The sequence below is a fragment of the Pseudomonas mandelii genome, assembly GCF_024138395.1.
GTDB classification, from domain to species: domain Bacteria; phylum Pseudomonadota; class Gammaproteobacteria; order Pseudomonadales; family Pseudomonadaceae; genus Aquipseudomonas; species Aquipseudomonas mandelii_E.
The window spans coordinates 116,657-134,311 of sequence record NZ_JAMYDU010000004.1 but is presented as its reverse complement, the minus strand read 5'-3'; the positions used below and the strand labels follow the sequence as shown (position 1 = coordinate 134,311).

The 17,655-nt window shown below is 56.3% G+C and carries 15 protein-coding genes and 4 pseudogenes; 10 read left to right on the top strand and 9 right to left on the bottom strand.

The annotated features are described in order from the left end of the window. Window positions 1-21 precede the first annotated feature (21 nt). The 4 genes from NHU87_RS09110 to NHU87_RS09095 form a co-directional block, all read right to left on the bottom strand. Window positions 22-621: an anthranilate synthase component II gene (locus NHU87_RS09110; RefSeq protein ID WP_253547608.1), complete on the bottom strand. Its 600-nt coding sequence runs from the start codon at window positions 619-621 to the stop codon at window positions 22-24. A 25-nt stretch (window positions 622-646) separates the two neighbouring features. Next, window positions 647-1,597 (bottom strand): diiron oxygenase, encoded by a 951-nt coding sequence (locus NHU87_RS09105; RefSeq protein WP_253547607.1) that lies wholly within the window; start codon window positions 1,595-1,597, stop codon window positions 647-649. 93 nt (window positions 1,598-1,690) lie between these two features. Next, complete coding sequence (locus NHU87_RS09100) at window positions 1,691-2,245, bottom strand: acyl-homoserine-lactone synthase (RefSeq protein ID WP_253547606.1); 555 nt, start codon at window positions 2,243-2,245, stop codon at window positions 1,691-1,693. A gap of 226 nt (window positions 2,246-2,471) precedes the next feature. Beyond that, window positions 2,472-3,185: an autoinducer binding domain-containing protein gene (locus tag NHU87_RS09095; protein ID WP_253547604.1), complete on the bottom strand. Its 714-nt coding sequence runs from the start codon at window positions 3,183-3,185 to the stop codon at window positions 2,472-2,474. A gap of 399 nt (window positions 3,186-3,584) precedes the next feature. Between NHU87_RS09095 and NHU87_RS09090 the strand changes: the two are divergent. Then, window positions 3,585-4,124: pseudogene (locus NHU87_RS09090) on the top strand (DNA adenine methylase); the annotation flags it as partial. 170 nt (window positions 4,125-4,294) lie between these two features. Here NHU87_RS09090 and NHU87_RS09085 read toward each other — a convergent pair. Beyond that, the gene (locus NHU87_RS09085) at window positions 4,295-4,549 is read right to left on the bottom strand and encodes a DUF1652 domain-containing protein (protein ID WP_253548053.1); all 255 of its coding nucleotides are present in this window, start codon (window positions 4,547-4,549) and stop codon (window positions 4,295-4,297) included. 86 nt (window positions 4,550-4,635) lie between these two features. Between NHU87_RS09085 and NHU87_RS09080 the strand changes: the two are divergent. Then, a pseudogene (locus NHU87_RS09080) lies at window positions 4,636-4,791 on the top strand (cytochrome ubiquinol oxidase subunit I); the annotation flags it as partial. Window positions 4,792-4,821: 30 nt separating this feature from the next. Here the strand turns inward: NHU87_RS09080 and tssI are convergent. Then, a complete protein-coding gene (gene tssI / locus NHU87_RS09075) occupies window positions 4,822-6,138 on the bottom strand; it encodes a type VI secretion system tip protein TssI/VgrG (RefSeq protein WP_301271395.1) in 1,317 nt (438 codons plus the stop codon). Window positions 6,139-6,169: 31 nt separating this feature from the next. On the opposite strand from tssI, the gene NHU87_RS09070 reads away from it, so the two are divergent. The 5 genes and pseudogenes from NHU87_RS09070 to NHU87_RS28470 all read left to right on the top strand — a co-directional run. After that, a complete protein-coding gene (locus tag NHU87_RS09070) occupies window positions 6,170-6,979 on the top strand; it encodes a hypothetical protein (protein WP_253547600.1) in 810 nt (269 codons plus the stop codon). A gap of 85 nt (window positions 6,980-7,064) precedes the next feature. Continuing rightward, window positions 7,065-7,619, top strand: a complete 555-nt coding sequence (locus NHU87_RS09065; RefSeq protein ID WP_253547598.1) for a hypothetical protein — start codon at window positions 7,065-7,067, stop codon at window positions 7,617-7,619. 169 nt (window positions 7,620-7,788) lie between these two features. Beyond that, window positions 7,789-8,094: a hypothetical protein gene (locus NHU87_RS09060; RefSeq protein ID WP_253547596.1), complete on the top strand. Its 306-nt coding sequence runs from the start codon at window positions 7,789-7,791 to the stop codon at window positions 8,092-8,094. A gap of 232 nt (window positions 8,095-8,326) precedes the next feature. Next, window positions 8,327-8,515, top strand: a pseudogene (locus NHU87_RS09055) (transposase); the annotation flags it as partial. Between the two features lie 30 nt (window positions 8,516-8,545). Then, a pseudogene (locus NHU87_RS28470) lies at window positions 8,546-8,803 on the top strand (oxygenase); the annotation flags it as partial. A gap of 225 nt (window positions 8,804-9,028) precedes the next feature. On the opposite strand, the gene folE reads toward NHU87_RS28470, so the two are convergent. The 3 genes from folE to NHU87_RS09040 all read right to left on the bottom strand — a co-directional run bounded on the left by folE (window position 9,029) and on the right by NHU87_RS09040 (window position 13,996). Beyond that, complete coding sequence (folE, locus tag NHU87_RS09050) at window positions 9,029-9,586, bottom strand: GTP cyclohydrolase I FolE (RefSeq protein WP_253547594.1); 558 nt, start codon at window positions 9,584-9,586, stop codon at window positions 9,029-9,031. A gap of 38 nt (window positions 9,587-9,624) precedes the next feature. Continuing rightward, window positions 9,625-10,254: a TetR/AcrR family transcriptional regulator gene (locus tag NHU87_RS09045; RefSeq protein WP_253547592.1), complete on the bottom strand. Its 630-nt coding sequence runs from the start codon at window positions 10,252-10,254 to the stop codon at window positions 9,625-9,627. Between the two features lie 178 nt (window positions 10,255-10,432). Continuing rightward, entirely contained in the window at window positions 10,433-13,996 is a 3,564-nt protein-coding gene (locus tag NHU87_RS09040) for an indolepyruvate ferredoxin oxidoreductase family protein (protein ID WP_253547590.1), read from the bottom strand. A gap of 303 nt (window positions 13,997-14,299) precedes the next feature. Between NHU87_RS09040 and NHU87_RS09035 the strand changes: the two genes are divergently transcribed. From NHU87_RS09035 to NHU87_RS09025, 3 genes are all read left to right on the top strand, one after another. Next, a complete protein-coding gene (locus tag NHU87_RS09035; protein ID WP_253547588.1) occupies window positions 14,300-15,226 on the top strand; it encodes a quinone oxidoreductase family protein in 927 nt (308 codons plus the stop codon). A gap of 71 nt (window positions 15,227-15,297) precedes the next feature. After that, window positions 15,298-16,209 (top strand): LysR family transcriptional regulator, encoded by a 912-nt coding sequence (locus NHU87_RS09030; protein ID WP_253547586.1) that lies wholly within the window; start codon window positions 15,298-15,300, stop codon window positions 16,207-16,209. Between the two features lie 233 nt (window positions 16,210-16,442). Next, entirely contained in the window at window positions 16,443-17,480 is a 1,038-nt protein-coding gene (locus NHU87_RS09025) for an amidohydrolase family protein (protein WP_253547584.1), read from the top strand. The last annotated feature ends 175 nt before the right edge of the window (window positions 17,481-17,655 follow it).

Here is a 17,655-nt window from a genome sequence, read left to right as displayed (position 1 = left end):
TGATGCCGGATAACGGCAGGTTTAGCGGGGTAGACGGTCGAGCTTGTGCCGATGCGCGATGTCTCGAAAGTTGCGCAACAGGTCAAGTCCGGAGTCAGTGCATATGGATTCAGGGTGGAACTGGATGCCATAGAGCGGGCGCTCTTTATGGCGAATGCCATGAATCATGCCGTTCTCGTCCCAGGCGCTGAGCTCAAAAGGACTTTTGAGCGACTGGACCACCAGCGAGTGATAGCGAACCACCGGCATGTCGAGGGGCAAGCCCTTGAAGACCCCTTCATTGTTGTGGCGTATACGCCGAACCCGGCCGTGCATGGGTTCCGGTGCGTGGCTCACTTCCATGCCATGCACGTGCGCGATGCATTGATGGCCAAGGCAAACCCCCAGCAAAGGAACATGGGCATCACGAATCACGTCTTCACTGATGCCGACATCGACACGCCGCGTGGGGGTGCCGGGGCCTGGCGAAACAATGATGCAGTCGTAGCGAGCCAGCTCAATATCGTGGGGTGAAGCATCATTGGTGATGACATCAGGTTCTTCGCCAGACACTTGCCCCATGTATTGATAGAGGTTGTAAGTGAAAGAATCGAAGTTATCTATTATCAAGGTCTTGAACATGGGGTGGGCTCTCGGTTCTGAATGCTCAAGTCGTGACGTAGTTACGATCCGAGAAGGCATCTTTAACCGTGTCCAATTCCAATATGCCAATCTGTTTAAGCAGCCGGTAAATGCGCTGCAAGATGGACTTTTTCATACGTTCCTGATCCGTTGAGAAGTGCGGGTCGGACTCAGTAATTACCTGTTCTGCCTGAACATCGGTAAGACCGCAGTTCGCCAGAATCATTCGCTCGAAGCGCCGGCTCAAATCGGCCCCAAGGAAGTCATCCAAATAAGCTGGGAGCATCGTGCCAAATCGCTCTTGTGTGGCAGGAGGCAGTTGCGGCCAGCGTTCCTTCATAAGATCGGCAAAGAAACGCGAGTGCCTGCCCTCATCACGAACATGGTCCATCATTAGCGTGGTAAAGGATTGAGCCAGTTCGCGCTCACGGCCCAGATTCGCCACTTCATCGGTCAGCACATTTTCGGCAATAGTGACGGCCAGAAGTTGGAAGTCCATGCGCATTTCGGGCGGTAATGACGCATAAGCGCGTGCGGTGGCATCAAGCTTACGGTTGGTTTGAGGAATTTCCAGCGGTTCAATCGCACTCTTTGTCTTCATCTGGACGATGTAGTCAAGTGCGACATGAGCGTGATAACCCTCATCGATGATAACGGTCAGTGCTTGTAGCTTTGCAGCGTCACTGATGCCCTGGATATGGTTATGAAGCATGTTCAGGCAGCATTGAATGACAAACTTGGTTTCGAGCAGGCCCACGCCGTAAAGAAATTGATAGGCGGCTTGCGTTAGTATGTAAGAGCGGGCCTCGCTCCCCAGCGCCGTTATAAGCGGATGCTCGCAAATGGAACAGCGGGCAACAGGGTAAATCAGTTGATCACTGCTGTAGTCCGGAACACAGATGCGAGGTGTTGAGCGTACGGTCGCTTTGGCATACCACGTATCAGTAATTTTATTCAATGATTCAGTTGCAGGCATTGCAGCTCTCCAGGTTGTCGAGGTTTACCGTGGCCAACTTAAGCTGACAGTCTTGTTTGCGCCCATCGGTGGGTGAATGAAAAGAGGGGTGGGTCACTCCACGGTAATCCACGAAGCAAATAACTTTTTCCCCTCGCAACCCGTTACTTTTCCTGCGCGGGAAGCATTGATGCCGACATGGCGTAGCAGTCGTTCAATTCCCAGGGGGGAAACGGTAATTAACTTGTTGGCGCCTTGTTCGGCTGCGCTGGCGAGGGTCGCGCGCATGAGGTCAATGGCGGCATCGGAGGAAAATTGACCGCTGACTTTTTTGTCATGGCTCTTGAAGTTCATCGCCGCAAAGCGCGACAACTCCAGGATATATTTTGATTGGGGGGGGGCTTGCCCGCTCATCAGCTCGGGAAACACCTCGCTCAGCAGGTAGGGGCGGGTGGTGCTCAGAAGACGGGCGGTGCCGATGATTTGTTCGTCATCATTTTGAGCAACAATGTAGACGGTGTCCTCACGGTCGAACTGATCGTATTCCAGGCCTTCGGAACAATTCAGTTTCCATCCTAAATGCTCTACGAAAACCTTGTGGCGATAACGTCCTATTGCGGTCATTACAGTCGGAGAAAGTGTTGACGATGTTCCAGAAGTAAAATGCAATTGTAATCACCTGGCAGGGAAGGCTGCCGAGTAATTAGATATAAAAGAAGGCGATGCTGTAACCTACTATAAATCGTAGGTTGACTCAGCTTTTCCTGGCGTGGTAATTTTGCTCGCTTTTGAGAAATTAGTAGTTTAGCTCTGCGTTTGACCTGTGCAGGGTAATCATGAACCTATACAGGCGTATTCAGCTATTTGAGGTTTTTCCGAGGGCGTGACTAATAAGTCAAAATAATAATCCGAGCATGACGGCACGGACAACGGCGGCCGTTTTATTGCTGGTTTTAAGTTTCAGGATGGCATTCTTTATATGGAAGTCTATGGTGTTTTTTGAGACGATCAGAATATCGGATATCTCAGACGCCGATTTACCGTCAGCGGTCCATTTCAGAACTTCTCGCTCACGTTCGGTAAGGTCGGCGGCGTAGCGTTCTTTGTGACGATTGTTGATCGCTCTTGACAGTAAAACATGGGCCACGCATACCAGCCACATCAGCTCTTTTTCATGCAGAGTTAGTTCTGCTGAAGTTAGTGCCTCGCTGGAGCGAGAGACACTAAGCATGCCTCCGACTCCCAGTGTGTCCAGATGCGATTGCGACCAGCCGACACGGATGCCGAATGATTGGGCTTCTTCCCAGAGTTCAGGAGTTTTGGAGAAGAGGGCCTCGCTCCAACTGAGCGGTTTCTGTGCGTGCCGGCCATGCAAGACCGTCGGGTCGACTTTTATATACTGAGCAGAAGCATACCGCGCCTTCCAGGCATCAGGGTAGTTATCGAGCATAACTACCTTGGGGGCAGATAAGGGAAGTGGTAATTGCATGCCATAAGCGCAATATTCAAATCCCAGTCGTTGAGCCGCTATTGTTATTTGCTCGAATATACTTTCTTCACATGTGGCGCATTCGACAATATGCCACATGTCACTCTGCCATTTGTTCATCGATACTTCCCTGTATCTTACTGAGTGTCGACGCCACAGCCCGGTGCGCATCATTTTAGGGCGCCGCTTAGGTTTTTCATACCGGCTGCCGCTGGACGACGCGCAATCTAGCATGCTTACAGCTTGGATCCAAATTTGATCGATGAATTTTTTTAAGCTTGGCCGGCGTTTTTAGGAAGCTCTGATCAACTTGCGCTGCACCAGCGGTCAGTGGTCAGTGGTCAGTGGTAGCAAACTACAAAACCTCCGTTATCAGTGCGTCGAGGCCATAAATGGGTGGAAAATCGGGTTTTTCGGACCGGTTTTTTCCTTCTTGCTTGCAATTCACGTAAACCATCACCTTGTTCGCCCCATCCAAAGGGTTGATGGAGCGAACAAGGTGAACATTGAGGTCGAAGCAACTGCGACTTGGTGACGCTGTACCGCGTCGTGCAGAACCACCTGGAAGAATTCGTGCGCCAATTCAAATGGGCACTGAGCTCGCGCCAGGTGTTCGAGTGGCAGAAGATGACCCGCCCCGAAACCCTCACCGACATCCAGCGTGCCGCCCGATTTTTCTACCTGCAGCACCATGCCTTTGCCGGCAAGGTTACCGGGCAGACGTTCGGTAGCGCCACCACTGGCCCGGCCATCAACCTGTTGCGGATCGAGGAGAACCTCTCGGCCGCCTGGCAGCGCCTGTCCGGCGCCTATGTCGAAAACTTGCCCTGGCTCGAATGCGCCGAACGCTACGACCGCGCCCACACCTTCCACTATATGGACCCGCCTTACTGGACGACCGCTGGTTATGGCGTGGACTTTCCATTCGAAAACTACGAACGCATGGCCGACTTCATGCGCCGCTGTAAAGGCAAGGTGATGGTCAGCATCAACGATCACCCGGACATCCGGCGGGTGTTTGAGGGATTTCATTTCGAGACGGTAGACATTCGCTACAGTGTTGAAACCTACCTCGTACCCCGCGCCGCGCGGATGATCATAGGATGCCAATGCCAATGCCAATGCCAATGCCAAGGGCGATGGTGTCCACCTATTGATCTGACTTCGAAAAGTTGGACGCCTTCTATAGCTGCGCTCGATTCCTGTATTCCACAGGCTTCATTGCGCCTCTACCCAATGCTGAACGTTGTCCTCTGCCCATGAGTGACTCTGAGGTCGTCCTGAATCTCAGCTATGAGCTTGCCTATTGCTCGATTGCAGTTGAGGCTGGCAGTAGGAATTCCCGTAACCAACAGCTCTACTCGGCCAGAGACAGGCTCGAAAATTTGAGCCTGCAGTGATCCGCCCGGATTGACTCGACACTTGCAGGACAGGGGAAGGAATGCTGACTCGATAATGTGACGCAACTCAAGCTCGGATAACATAATGGCTCCATTCAGGCAGTAAGCACGGGAAGGTCGAGGAAGATAACTGAAGGTGATGGAAAGCATGGACGCGATGATCCGCGCTGATGGCAGCGCGTGCCCAGTTTGCGATCACCATCAGCTTTCATATTGTCCTGGCGGCGTTCACCCTCGGTCTGGCCCATTTTTTAATGGTGCTTGAAGCGCTTTGGCTGTGGCGTGGGCGCAGGCTCTACCTGGACGTCTACTGTTACTGGTTAAAAATATTTCCCTTAACGTGGAGGAGAGTCCTATCACGACGACTGACAACTGCTGATCAGCGGTTGGTCAGGGTCGCTTTCAAGAAATGTAACCATCACCTCCATTCCCATTCGAGGGGGCGCAATGTCACAGCTCCCACTGGAGGACGCTTCCAGCCAGCAACTGCTCTTGTCGTCAAATCTGCCTTCGAGGTCCCAGGGGAACTTGACCTTGATCCTGCCGAGCTGATCGCACTGGATCTCTTCGTCTGCCAGAGCAGTGACCACAGCAGTCTGGTTGCCGGGCACCCGAGGCTTCTTGTGGGCCAGAGGCGGCCGATAGAACACGTCCCACGGAAGAACCATAAAGCGGTTGCGGTAGCCCTGATGAAAGTCATCCTTGTTGTCAGGGTGGCCACTGGTGATGTTCTCGTTCAATACCTGGGGTTGCCTGCCTTCGTGGATGACCTGAGTCAGTAGCCATAGGTCGTTCCACTCTTGGCGCGGGTGGCCTGAGATTTCTAGAACGTGGCCGCTGGCCAACCGGGGCTGGTCACCTTGCCCTTTGGCTTGAGGATAAGCAGCGTGGCGGCGTTCCAGAGTACGCAGACTGATTTGCTTACCGTGCTCGCGGCCTATGAAACGCTCCAGGTCATCCTCGTGTCGCTCGTTTTTCTCTAGGCGACAGGCTGACCCCAACAACAGGCGCGGTTGTTCAAAATCATGGTCGCGGTGCGATATACGGCTGGTGAGGGGCCCCAAACGCAGGTTGAAGCGCTTGATCAGCGGCTCGACGGCCACTAGATCACTCTCTTGTCTATAAGTCGTGGCTTGCCCAATCTTCGGGAAAGCCGTCTGGTCATCGCCAAAGACCAGCGCGTGGCCTTGAGGGCTGTGCTGGAAGTGGTAATGAATGCCTTCTTCTTCGCACAAACGTTGAATAAAGTGCAGATCGGATTCATCGTACTGCACGCAGTATTCTCGCTCGGGGTAGGTCGAGCCCAGATGAAACTGGTAAACATCGCCCACGATACCGTGCTCTTCCAGTATCAAGGCGACGATTTTTAGCACCGAGAACTGTTGATAGATCCTCTGGTTGATGCGGTGGCGCAAGTAGGACAAGTGCGGGACTAGAGACACGCTGTAGCGCGTAAAACGTTGATCAGTACCGCTTTGAACGATGTGGTAGATCTGCCCATGAATACCGCTACCCTTCGTGTCGAAGGCCAGAAAAGCCGGTTTGTCGGAGAGGCTTTTGAGGTCGAGGTCAGACCGCTCGCTGACCAACTCCACGTTGAAGAAGTAAGGTCTGCTGATCGCCTCCTGGCCGGTGAAAGCAAGCACTTGAAAGAATTCTCGTAGGTCGGGCATTAGGCGAGGATTACGTTAAGGACTGGACGAAATGGGACTCGACCCCATCAGCACGCGTGTTGGTACGACCATTCCCGGCATTCTCCCCTATGTGCAGGTCGGCTCTACCTCGGCATTGGGCAAGGCGGTATCAGAGCTCACTGGTATGGCACCTCTGGTCCAACTGGCAAACCACGCCAAAAAAGCCAAGAAGAAAATTGATGGCGACCTGACAAAGGCAAAAAGCAGCGAGCTGGAGGGAACGGACGAGGCCTACATCGTCACCCGCAGCGACCTGATGGATCTGATCCATAAGCACACGTTGGCCATTGAAGAAGAAGCCGTTCCACTTCCTTCAGACGATGCGACCCTTGAGACTAAGCTCGATGGACTTGCCACTCAGCTCGAAACGCTCAAGTCGTCCGGGCTTGAGCACGCGAAACTGGTATTAGGTGACGCATTCGATGCTCAGGATGAAAAGCAACGGAGCGACTTGGTGAAGAGCATCGCACCAGCACTGAGTGCAGTTGGCAAACTGAGCACTCTTCCTTCCATTGCGCGACTGGCAGGATTGACCAAACTCTCGGATGATGAGGCGGTGCCCATTCGGGATTTCATTGCTGCAGTGCGGAAAGAAGCAGAAGAACTTGTTGAGATTGCTGCCGAGCCAAACAAAGCGGCGCGTATGCGGCTCTACGCACGGGTTGCAACCTGGATACGGGAACATCCCGGACTGTACGACGAGGACAATTGTGCGATCTGCGGCCACAGTCTGGTCGACGTCGTGGATGACATCACAGGGCTAAAGATTAAAGACCACATAGGTGGGGCAGCCAAAGAGGGGGAATCACGTCGTCGGTGAAATCACGACGCGACTCCCAGTTGCTATTGCAGCAGAGGCAAGACGCGACCCTCCAGAAAGCCCGACTTCGCTGCTACGACAAGCGGTGGTAGACGATCTATTTCTTGATACAGCCTTCATCGGAAGTCTAGCGCCGCTTAAACAGAGCGTTGCCAAAGCCTGCGACCAGAGCTTAGAGTCTTTTCCTAAATTCAATTTTACTGCTTCGCCGGAGCTGGGAGGCGGACGCGCTGAGCTCAAAATGCTCAATCAACTTATCTATCGGGTTGAGCGCGCGCTGGCCTATCCCGCATGGCGCAAGCGTGCCACATCGGCGAGGAACAGCTTCATGGCGGAGGTCATTGGCCAAGAGGCGACCGCCGAGCGTGAGACAGTACCAAGTTCACTCATGGGGCTGCTACAAAAGCTGCAAGCCGTGGTCGCTGCGATAGCCCCTGTTGATGAGGCCGCCGTGAAGCAGAAGCGGCTGGTTACTGATCTCAAGAAACGTCGGAGTTTTGAACAACGCTTGAAAGCCTACGGTGAAGCAAGCCTAGCGCTGAAAGAGTGTGTCACCGTAGGTGAGTTAGCAGAGCAGCAGGTCCTGTTGCTACAACGGAGACTACACAGTGTTCTACACGGGCGTACACAAGGTCATTGACCCGGATGCCCACAACTCAACCGAGTCGTTCAAGCGGCAGCTCCTGCAGTTGGTTCGCAAAATCGACCGATTCTGCGCCCAGTCAGAATCCACGTTCAGGCTGATGCTCGATGAGCAGCGCGCCGGGAATGAGTAGCGGGAGAGAAACGTCGAGGTCTGCACCCTCGCCATGTTCGAGGATGCCTCCGAGAAGTGCCGGACACTGATCGAGCCGCCGATTCAGGCCGAAAGCCACCTGTTCCAGACGGACTGGATCTGCGGCCTTATCGAGCGCCTGACAGCTTTAGTGGTTGCGCCGGAGGAATATCCGGAGCCGGAACCGTTCGACAAGTATTTCTCGGCACGCCTTGCTGAGGTTCTGCTGCCTTGCAGCGGCCTCGAACACCAGAAAACCGCTGAGATCCCCGCCGAAGAAGCCGGTGAAGATATTCCGGAAGCCGACGGCGATCTGGTCGGCGAAGAAGCAGGTCAATGAAGCATGTGGCGGCTGCAACGCTTGCACTGAGCGCTGCAGCGGCCCGTCGATGCAGAGATAGGGACCCTCCGGGGTAAAGTCGTCGAGGTGCCGCACGAGGCCCCATCACCACTGCACCGTGCGTGGGAGAACGAACGCCGTCCCCGAGCATTGACGGCATAGCCTCGAAGAAATTCTGGTGGCAGCAAGCAGCCGAAACGTTGGTTATGACCTCGGTCCCAGGCGGAATGGTACCGGACGCCCTTTTTACGACCCTGCCGACCAGCTCAAGCTCTATCTCTACGGCTATTTCCAACGGATTCGCTCATCGCGACGGCTCGAAGCCGAGTGTCAGAGAAATATCGAAGTCATGTGGTTGATCAACCGCCTCAAGCTCGACTTCAAGACCATTGCCGACTTTCGCAAGAACAACAAGCCCGCTGACGTCACCTTCAACACCACCGCTGCACCGGCGCCGTTTCGCTATGTGATGCCGCGTATCAACTACATCATCCAGCCCCAGGACAATTCGGTGGTGCGTCCACAGAATCAACGTTATTTCGAGACAGATGAGCGTCGCGACTTGCACTCGCGTTTCGATACGCCGGGCACTCGATATCGCTACCAGATGGAGCAACTGGTCGAACGCCAGCGTGCCGGTCCGTTCGCCTACGGCAGCGATGCTGAGCCCGGACGCGATATCAGTGCCTTGTTGGGCATGAACGATTGACGCGGTCATGCGAGGAGTACTGCTATGGATCTGGGCATTGGCGGACGCACTGCTGTGGTATGCGCGTCCTCACGAGGGCTTGGTAAAGCTTGCCATTGGGTTTGTCCACCGCAGCACGTGGGGCTGAGCGCTTTCAGCAAAGCCTTGTCGGTCGAAGTGGCGCGGGACAATGTGACCAGACCTGCCTGGCATGCGCCAGGCACTCTGGACTGGGCTGTATAGCGCCTAGCGGCCGCGGATCAGCTGCAGGAATTCCTGGCGCGTGTTGTACGACTCGCGAAAACTACCAAGCATTACCGAGGTGCTCATTACAGAGTTCTGCTTTTCCACGCCACGCATCATCATGCACATGTGTTTCGCTTCGATCACCACCGCTACCCCGGCGGCACCGGTGACCTGGGCAATGGCATCGGCAATTTGCCGGGTGAGGTTTTCCTGAATCTGCAGGCGGCGGGCAAACATATCGACAATACGCGCCACCTTCGACAGACCAAGCACTTTGCCCGTGGGCATATAAGCAACGTGGGCCTTTCCAATGAACGGTAACAGATGGTGTTCGCACAGCGAATACAACTCGATGTCCCGGACGATGACCATCTCATCGTTGTCCGACTCGAACAGTGCACCGTTAACGATCTCTTCCAGCGTTTGCCGGTAGCCATGGCAGAGGTAATGCATGGCCTTGGCCGCGCGTTCTGGCGTATTCAGCAAGCCTTCTCGCTGGGGATCTTCGCCCACGCCTTGGAGAATTTCCCGGTAGTTTTTCGCCAGTTCTTCGTTCATCAGTCGACCTTGTTGTCAGGGGTGGAAAAGTGGGCCCGCTATGCCTGGGCCTTACTCAACCCGTTCAGCACCATGCGACTGAACAGCGCTGCCAGATTTCCCAACGGCGGTCGCCCGCCGTTGGGATAACCGGCCACTACGCCATCCAGCAATGCCTGCATGCCCAGAGCTATCGTCGGGCACTCGATGGCCGGCAATGCACAACGGCTGAGGATGTATTCCAGCTGTCGGGTGCGGGTGTTGCGAAGCTGCTCGATACTGTCCCGTTGCTCCAGGCTGAGGCTGCGAAACTCCATGCGCGCAAGGGTATGGCGCTGATCATGCAAGCAGTTGAATTGCAGGTGCATACGCACATAGGTTTCCAGTTGCAGCAGGCCGTCAGCCTGTTGCGGTACTTCCGTTTGCAGCAGCTCCCGCAGGTCGTTTTCATGTTCTTCGATTAGCTCGAACAGCAGCGCCTGCTTGTTTTCGATGTGGTTGTACAGCGAGCCCGGCTGCATATGCAGCGCTGCTGCCAACTGACGCAAGCTGACACCATGAAACCCATGCTCGGCAAACAACTCCAGTGCCATCTGGCGCAGCAACTGCCGGGTTCCCACATCGCCATCCGGCACGCCAAGCCAGGGTAGCTGCGAAAAGGTGGCCGGTGCTGAGCGGGCGCCAATCATTGGCGTTCCAATAGCAGGGCCACACCGATGGCAGTGCGGGTGGCGGCGACTATGACGACTTTTTGCATGCTGTGCTCCAGTTTCCAATAGGTACGGCGTGGCGCCTTTTCGGGTCACCATGCCCTGCCACACGGCAAAAAAACGTGCACCCCGGAGCCGCAGCGCAGGGGTGTCGGTCTTAAAGTTGGGTGACGGTGATTTTTTCTGCGGTCTGACTGGCATCGTGGAACTGCCCGGCCGAGCCATTGCGCCACTGCTCAAGCAATTGTGTCTGGCGCTGTTCGGCGTGGACGAGGAAGCGCTCTTTAACGGGACCATAACCGCGAACGCTGTCTGGCAACTCCGCCAAATCCTGGGCCAGGCTCAGCTTGTCGGCAGTCAATCCAGTCAGTACTTCGTCGAGGATGCTTTCGTAGTTGGCCAGCCAGTTACGTTCCACCTTGCGCTCGTGGGTGCGGCCGAATGGGTCGAGCCAGGTGTTGCGCAGGAACCTGAGCTTGGCCAGCAGCTTGAAGCCTTGCAGCATCCACGGGCCGAAGCTGCGCTTTTTCGGCTCCCGGCCGGTACCGTTATCATTCAGCAACGGTGGCGCCAGGTGGAAGCGCAGGCGGTAGTCGCCCTCGAAGCCAGCCTGGATTTTTTCCAGGAATTGGCCATCGGTAAATAGGCGTGCCACTTCGTATTCATCCTTGATCGCCAGCACTTTGAAGTAGTAACGGGCGACGCTTGCCGATAACTTGCCCGGTTGCCCGAGCAGTGCCGTTTCCGCCTTCATGAATTGCTCGACCCGTTGCCGGTAACGTTGGGCATAAGCCTTGTTCTGGTACGCCGTGAGAAATGTCATGCGTCGTTCCAGTGTTTCTTCAAGATTTTGCGACAGCAGGCGATCTGCGTTCTGCACTTTGCCGGCTTCCAGTTTGCGCAAGACCCGCGGCAAGTCTTCGGCACTGCGCCGGCCCCATACAAAAGCGGAGAGGTTAAAGGGCACCGCAGTGCCATTCAGTTCGATGGCCTGCAGCAGCGCCGCTTCGCCCACCGGCAACCAGCCTTTCTGGTACGCATAGCCGAGCATGAAGGTGTTGGTGGCAATCGAATCGCCCATTAATGCCGTGGCAATTTTGCTCGCGTCGACAAAGTCAGCCTGGGCATGGCCAACCGCTTCGGCGATTTGTGCTGACATGTTTTGGGTCTGGAATTTCGGGTCTGGGTGTTTCAACAAATCACCGCTTTCCGCCTGTTGGGCGAAGGTGCGCACAAAGGCGCTGGTGATGCTTTCTTCGCTGTTGACCAGCGCATGAGTAACACCCTGGCGCAGCTTGGACAGGGTTTCAGTGTTGGCACTGACCACCAGGTCGCAGCCTAACAGCAGGGCCGCTTCACCCTCTGCAATACGAGGTGCGAACAGCTGATCCTGGTGCGCGGCAATGCGGATGTGCGACCACACCGCGCCACCTTTTTGCGCCATGCCGGCCATGTCCAGGTTGAGCGTGCCTTTACCTTCGATAAACGCCGCCATCCCCAACAAGGCGCCGATAGTCACCACGCCGGTACCACCCACGCCGGTCACCAGAATGCTGTAGGGCTCATCCAGCGTAACGGTTGAAGGTGTGGGCAACTCCCATACATCATCCGCTTTGGCTGCAAGCGCTTTGGGTTTGCGCAAGGAACCACCTTCGACCGTGACGAAACTCGGGCAAAAGCCGTTGAGGCAGGTGAAGTCTTTGTTGCAAGAGGACTGGTCGATTTCCCGCTTGCGGCCGTACTCGGTTTCTACTGCCACCACTGACATGCAGTTGGATTTGCTGCTGCAATCGCCACAGCCTTCACACACTGCTTCGTTGATCACGACCCGGCGTGCCGGGTCCGGAAACTTGCCGCGCTTACGACGCCGACGTTTCTCCGCTGCGCAGGTCTGGTCATAAATGATTGCAGACACACCCTGGAATTGACGCAACTGTTCCTGCACTTCGTCCATCTTGTCGCGACGCAGCACCGGCACGCCGTCAGCCAGATCATGGATGTGCTGGTATTTCTCGACATCGTCGCTGACCACCACCACGCGCTGCACGCCTTCGGCAGCGAGCTGCCGACTGATCTGCGCAACGCTGAGGCTGCCGTCTACCGGTTGTCCGCCGGTCATGGCCACGGCATCGTTGTAGAGAATCTTGTAGGTGATCTGCACTTTTGCAGCAATGGCAGCCCGAATCGCGAGAATGCCGGAGTGGAAATAGGTACCGTCACCCAGGTTAGCGAAAACATGTTGGGTGGTGGTGAAGGGCGCTTGGCCGATCCACGCCACGCCTTCGCCACCCATCTGGCTGAAGGTTTGAGTTTGCGGGTAGATCCAGGCGGCCATGTAGTGGCAACCGATGCCGGCCAGTGCTCGGCTGCCCTGGGGCACTTTTGTCGAGGTGTTGTGCGGGCAACCGGAGCAGTAATGGGGGACGCGTTCCATCAGGTTACTGAACTGGCCTTTGCTCGCCAGCTGCGCATCCAGCACTGCCAGGCGCACTTGCAGCGGGCCACTTTGATGCAGACGCAAAATACGCTTGGCCAGCGCACGGGCGATCATCGCCGGGGTCAGGTCGTTGATGGCTGGCAGCAACCAACCCGTGTGCGGCAGGCTCCACTCACCTTTGTCGTCAAACTTGCCGACGATGCGCGGGCGTACGTCTTCGCGCCAGTTGTAGAGTTCTTCCTTCAACTGGTATTCGATCATGTGGCGTTTCTCTTCCACCACCACAATTTCTTCCAGACCCTCGGCAAACTGCCGCACACCTTCAGCCTCCAGCGGCCAGACCATTCCGACCTTGTACACGCGCAGGCCAATCTGCTGGGCGAGAGTTTCGTCGATACCGAGTATTTTCAGTGCCTGGCAAACGTCGAGATACGATTTGCCGGACGTGATGATGCCGATACGCGCTTTCGCTGAATCCATCACGACCCGGTCGAGGCGGTTGGCGCGGGCGTAGGCGAGGGCGGCATACAGCTTGTGTTCCAGCAGGCGCTGTTCCTGTGCCAGGGGTGGGTCTGGCCAGCGAATATTCAAACCGCCTTCGGGCAGCGGGATATCGGGAATGATCGGCTGTACGCGATGAATGTCGATGTCGACGACGGCTGCGCTCTCCACGGTATCGGCCACCGCCTTGAGGGCAACCCAGCAGCCGGAATAACGCGACATGGCCCAGCCGTGCATGCCGTAGTCGAGGTATTCCTGCACGCCCGATGGTGCCAGTACCGGCATCATGACCGCTTTGAAGATGTGCTCTGTCTGGTGGGGCAGCGAGGAGGAGCGGGCGCCATGGTCATCACCGGCAATGGCCAGCACACCGCCGAATTGCGAGGTGCCGGCAGCGTTGGCGTGACGAAACACATCGCCGCAGCGGTCGACGCCCGGACCCTTGCCGTACCACATGCCAAACACGCCATCATAGGTGGCGCCTTCGAAGATGTTGACCTGTTGCGTACCCCAGATCGAGGTAGCGGCAAGGTCTTCGTTCATGCCTGGATGGAACACCGTATGGTGCTCCTTGAGATAGTCGCGCGCCTTCCACAATGCCTGGTCGAAACCACCCAGCGGCGAGCCACGGTACCCGGAAATAAACCCGGCGGTATTCAGACCATTGGCCAGATCGCGTTGGCGCTGCATCAGCGGCAGACGCACCAGCGCCTGAATCCCTGTGAGCAAAACTTTTCCACTGTGCTGGACGTATTTGTCATCCAGAGACGGGGGCGCACTCATGTTCATCCTCCAGGCATTTTTGTCATGGCGGCGCCAGGAGCACGGCGTTGCCTTGTTGTTTGCCGCAGTCTAAGGAGCGGGTTTTTCATCGTAAAATCACAAAAACGGCGGGGCGGTATTGGCTTTTCAGATACCTGGATTGAGCATGCGGTTGATCCACCGTCGTACATGGGAGTGATCACAAACCGCACGCCTCAGCTGTTCAGGTGTCAGTTTTATCTAATTTTATGGACAAATAATAGATATCTGTTCAATTATTGTTTCGTGTGCACACCTGAAAACAAAACAGACAAGGAGAATGCAATGCGCGCAGCAATCATTTCCGAACGCAATGCAGCCCCGGTAGTGGGCGAGTTTCGCGAGCCGCAAGCGCAAGACGGTGCGGTACTGATCGATGTTGACACCGCCGGTCTTGGAGGCTGGGATGTATTGGGGGCCTACCGTCTGGGTGTCGAGTATCCCTGTGTCATTCGCGGAGAGGGCGTGGGCCGTGCACCGGACGGTCGGCGGGTTTATTTCGGTGAGCGTTCTGTCTTGCCTTTTGGTGCCTGGGCCGAGCGCACTTTGGTGCCGCAAGCCGAAGTGTGGAATGTGCCGGAGGACGTTGACGATAAAACCGCAATCAGCATGGGTATCGCCGGGACCGGCGCCATCGTGCCGTTGGAAAAAGCAGCGATCCAGAAGGGCGAAAAGGTCCTGGTATTGGGAGCCACCGGCACTCTTGGCCAGATTGCCCTGCAGCTGGCGCGTGGCATGGGCGCGGGCACGGTGGTCGGCGCGGCGCGATCAGCTGAAGCGCTCGGCCGATTGAAGTCGCGCGGCATCGCCGACGAAGTGGTGACTCTGGGGGGCAGCGATGACGTCGCGGCGCTGAAGGACGCGGCGGATGGCGGCTTTGATGTGGTGCTCGACCTGGTGTGCGGTCAGCCGATGCTGACGTCCTTGAAAGCCACCAACTGGGGCGCACGGATCATGACCATCGGCACGGGCGCCGGTCGTCAACTTAACCTGGATATCGCCGATCTGTTGTTCCGCAACCTGTCGTGCATCGGCACGGGTCAGCGTCCACCCGCCGACCGCGAGCAAATCTGGTTGCGTTTGCTGAAGATCGCCAAAGAGCAAGAGATTCAAGTGGATTACATTGATTACACACTCGATCAAGCGGCTGAAGCCTGGGCTGCGCAAGTCAGCGGACCGCACGCAAAGATCACCGCCTCGATTCGTCGCTAAAGCCCTTGAAGTTGCCGCCAAGGCGTCTTTTGGTCGGACGCTTTGCGCGTTGCCAGGTATTAGAAAATCAGATGATCAAGGGCAAAGATATTTCCATGCGCCAGCTGCGCTATTTTGTTGCCGCCGCCGATGCCGGGCAGTTCTCCCAGGCAGCGCTGAAAGTTCACGTATCGCAGTCGGCAATTACCGCAGCGGTACTGCATCTGGAAGAGTCCATGGGCGTCAGCCTGTTCGATCGCTTGCCCCACGGTGTGTCGCTGACCGCTGAAGGCAACAAGTTTGCCCAGCATGCGCGGCACATTCTCGACACGCTGCAGGACGCGCTCAGTGAGCCGCTGTTTCTCGGTCATGCCATGCAGGGCACTGTGCGGGTGGGCGCTTCCTATACGGTGTTGGGTTACTTCCTGCCCGCACTGTTGGCACGCTTTAAACGCAGCTACCCACAGGTGGAAATCGACCTGATCGACATGGACCGACAGAGCATCGAAAAGGCCGTGAGCAATGGCGACCTCGACCTGGGGCTGGCGATTGTGTCCAACACACCCAGCCTGGACGTTTTCGAGCATCAGGTGCTGATTCGTTCCCGCCGCCAACTCTGGTTGGCCAGTCAGCACCCGCTCATGAAGGCCAGCTCGATCAACCTCGAAGACGTTGCCGAGCACGCGTATATCCTCGCCACTCTGGACGAAGGTGATACCTCGACAATGCGCTATTGGGAACCCCGTGGGCTGGCACCCAAGGTGGCTTTTCGCACTTCTTCCATGGAGGCATTGCGCGGGCTGGTGGGGCATGGTTTCGGCGTGACCATTCTCTCGGACATGCTCTACCGGGCCTGGTCCCTGGAAGGCAAGAAGATTGAAATCCGGCCGCTGGTGGATGTGATTCCACCCATGGAGCTGGGGCTGATCTGGCTGCCGGATAACTGTTTGTCGGCACCGGGTCAGGCATTCCGGCAGTTTCTGATCATGGCCTGCGCCTCGTAGCCTCGCTATTGGCAGGTACTGTTGTCCGAGCGCGAGTGAACACGCATTGGGCGGTCTGAGAGGGCCGTTTTTTTGGAGTCTGCTGACGGATCCAGTCTTTCGTTTAATAATTAAATGAACACATAATTTAAATGTGTTTATATTGCTTGCGATGCATTGACCCCTCAAATCGACCCGGACTTCCTGCCAATGGGGCGTTCGGTTTACTGGCTGATTACAACAAGGAGAACGCCATGCTGATTGATGTCCACGCCCACTTGCTGACTGAGGGCATGCTGAACCGCCACGAGTTCTGGGGGCCGTTCATGAAAGTGCAGGGGCTGACCGTGGGGCATTTTTCCCTCGGCACCAAGCAACCGGCCAAAGCGGCTACGGATGCCGAAGCTCAGGCTAATATCCTGGCGCGCATGAGCCACGCCAGCCGTCGAAAGCTGATGGCTGAACGGGGTGTCGACAAACTGGTGATGTCCACGCCGTCCCACTGCTTTATGTATTGGGCGGGTGATTTCGCCAATGAATACGCGCGCATCTGCAACGATGAGTTGTCGGCATTTTGCCGGGCCGACTCCGACCACTTCGATTTCTGGTGTCACGCCAACCTCGCTGACCCGCAGAACGCGGCCAAGGAAATCGAACGCGCCGTGACTCAGTTAGGCGCCAAGGGCGTGTGCGTCGGCGGGGCCAACTTCAATGGCCTGGAGGCTCACGATGAACGTCTATTCCCCGTCTGGGAAAAGCTCACTCAGCTGGACGTGCCTATCATGGTGCACGGCTTCAACCAGTCGATTTACTGGGGTGAAAAACACACTGACGACAAGTTCGAAACCACCTCCATCGTGGGTGATTGCGTCGATGAAACGCTGTTTTTCTGGTACCTGATCTGCGGCGGCGCGCTGGATGTATTCCCCACCCTGAAAACCTACATTACCCATGCTGGTGGCATGGCGGTTTTCCAGTTGGGGCGCCTGAGTGAACTTAACCGGGCCATGGCACCCGACTCGCGCAACCAGCGACCGTTGATGGATTACATGCAAAACTTTTACTTCGACCTTGACGTTCATGCGCCCGGCTTGCGTCGTGGCGTCGCAGAAGTGGTGGGGGCGGACCGTCTGTTGTACGGCACCAACTTTGGTGGCGCCTATGACCATGGTGATCTGACCGAAGGCATTGGATTGTCCGCTAAAGACCGCGAGCGGATTCGCAGTGGTAACGCGATCGAACTACTCAAACTAAAGGTCCCGGTCAGCGCTAACCGGATACTGACTCCGTGATGGAATAGCCTGCTGGACATGGCCGCCGGTCGGCCATATCCGCAGCGCGACGGGCGCCTGCCTCGGCACCTGAGCGAGATCACTGCGTTCGGCACGGCGTTTCAGCCAGCTAGATGCGAAGCCTCAGGAGGCGATGAGCAACGCGGGCTCGTAGGAATTGCGAAGTACCTTGCGG

What these genes read in the sequence shown, in the direction of transcription:
- NHU87_RS09045 (WP_253547592.1), bottom strand. Translation starts at nt 10,254, where the DNA reads ATGATTGGCGCCCGCTCAGCACCGGCCACCTTTTCGCAGCTACCCTGG.
- NHU87_RS09040 (WP_253547590.1), bottom strand. Translation starts at nt 13,996, where the DNA reads ATGAGTGCGCCCCCGTCTCTGGATGACAAATACGTCCAGCACAGTGGA.
- tssI (WP_301271395.1), bottom strand. Translation starts at nt 6,138, where the DNA reads ATGCCCGACCTACGAGAATTCTTTCAAGTGCTTGCTTTCACCGGCCAG.
- NHU87_RS09030 (WP_253547586.1), top strand. Translation starts at nt 15,298, where the DNA reads ATGATCAAGGGCAAAGATATTTCCATGCGCCAGCTGCGCTATTTTGTT.
- NHU87_RS09095 (WP_253547604.1), bottom strand. Translation starts at nt 3,185, where the DNA reads ATGAACAAATGGCAGAGTGACATGTGGCATATTGTCGAATGCGCCACA.
- folE (WP_253547594.1), bottom strand. Translation starts at nt 9,586, where the DNA reads ATGAACGAAGAACTGGCGAAAAACTACCGGGAAATTCTCCAAGGCGTG.
- NHU87_RS09025 (WP_253547584.1), top strand. Translation starts at nt 16,443, where the DNA reads ATGCTGATTGATGTCCACGCCCACTTGCTGACTGAGGGCATGCTGAAC.
- NHU87_RS09105 (WP_253547607.1), bottom strand. Translation starts at nt 1,597, where the DNA reads ATGCCTGCAACTGAATCATTGAATAAAATTACTGATACGTGGTATGCC.
- NHU87_RS09070 (WP_253547600.1), top strand. Translation starts at nt 6,170, where the DNA reads ATGGGACTCGACCCCATCAGCACGCGTGTTGGTACGACCATTCCCGGC.
- NHU87_RS09110 (WP_253547608.1), bottom strand. Translation starts at nt 621, where the DNA reads ATGTTCAAGACCTTGATAATAGATAACTTCGATTCTTTCACTTACAAC.
- NHU87_RS09035 (WP_253547588.1), top strand. Translation starts at nt 14,300, where the DNA reads ATGCGCGCAGCAATCATTTCCGAACGCAATGCAGCCCCGGTAGTGGGC.
- NHU87_RS09085 (WP_253548053.1), bottom strand. Translation starts at nt 4,549, where the DNA reads ATGTTATCCGAGCTTGAGTTGCGTCACATTATCGAGTCAGCATTCCTT.
- NHU87_RS09060 (WP_253547596.1), top strand. Translation starts at nt 7,789, where the DNA reads ATGTTCGAGGATGCCTCCGAGAAGTGCCGGACACTGATCGAGCCGCCG.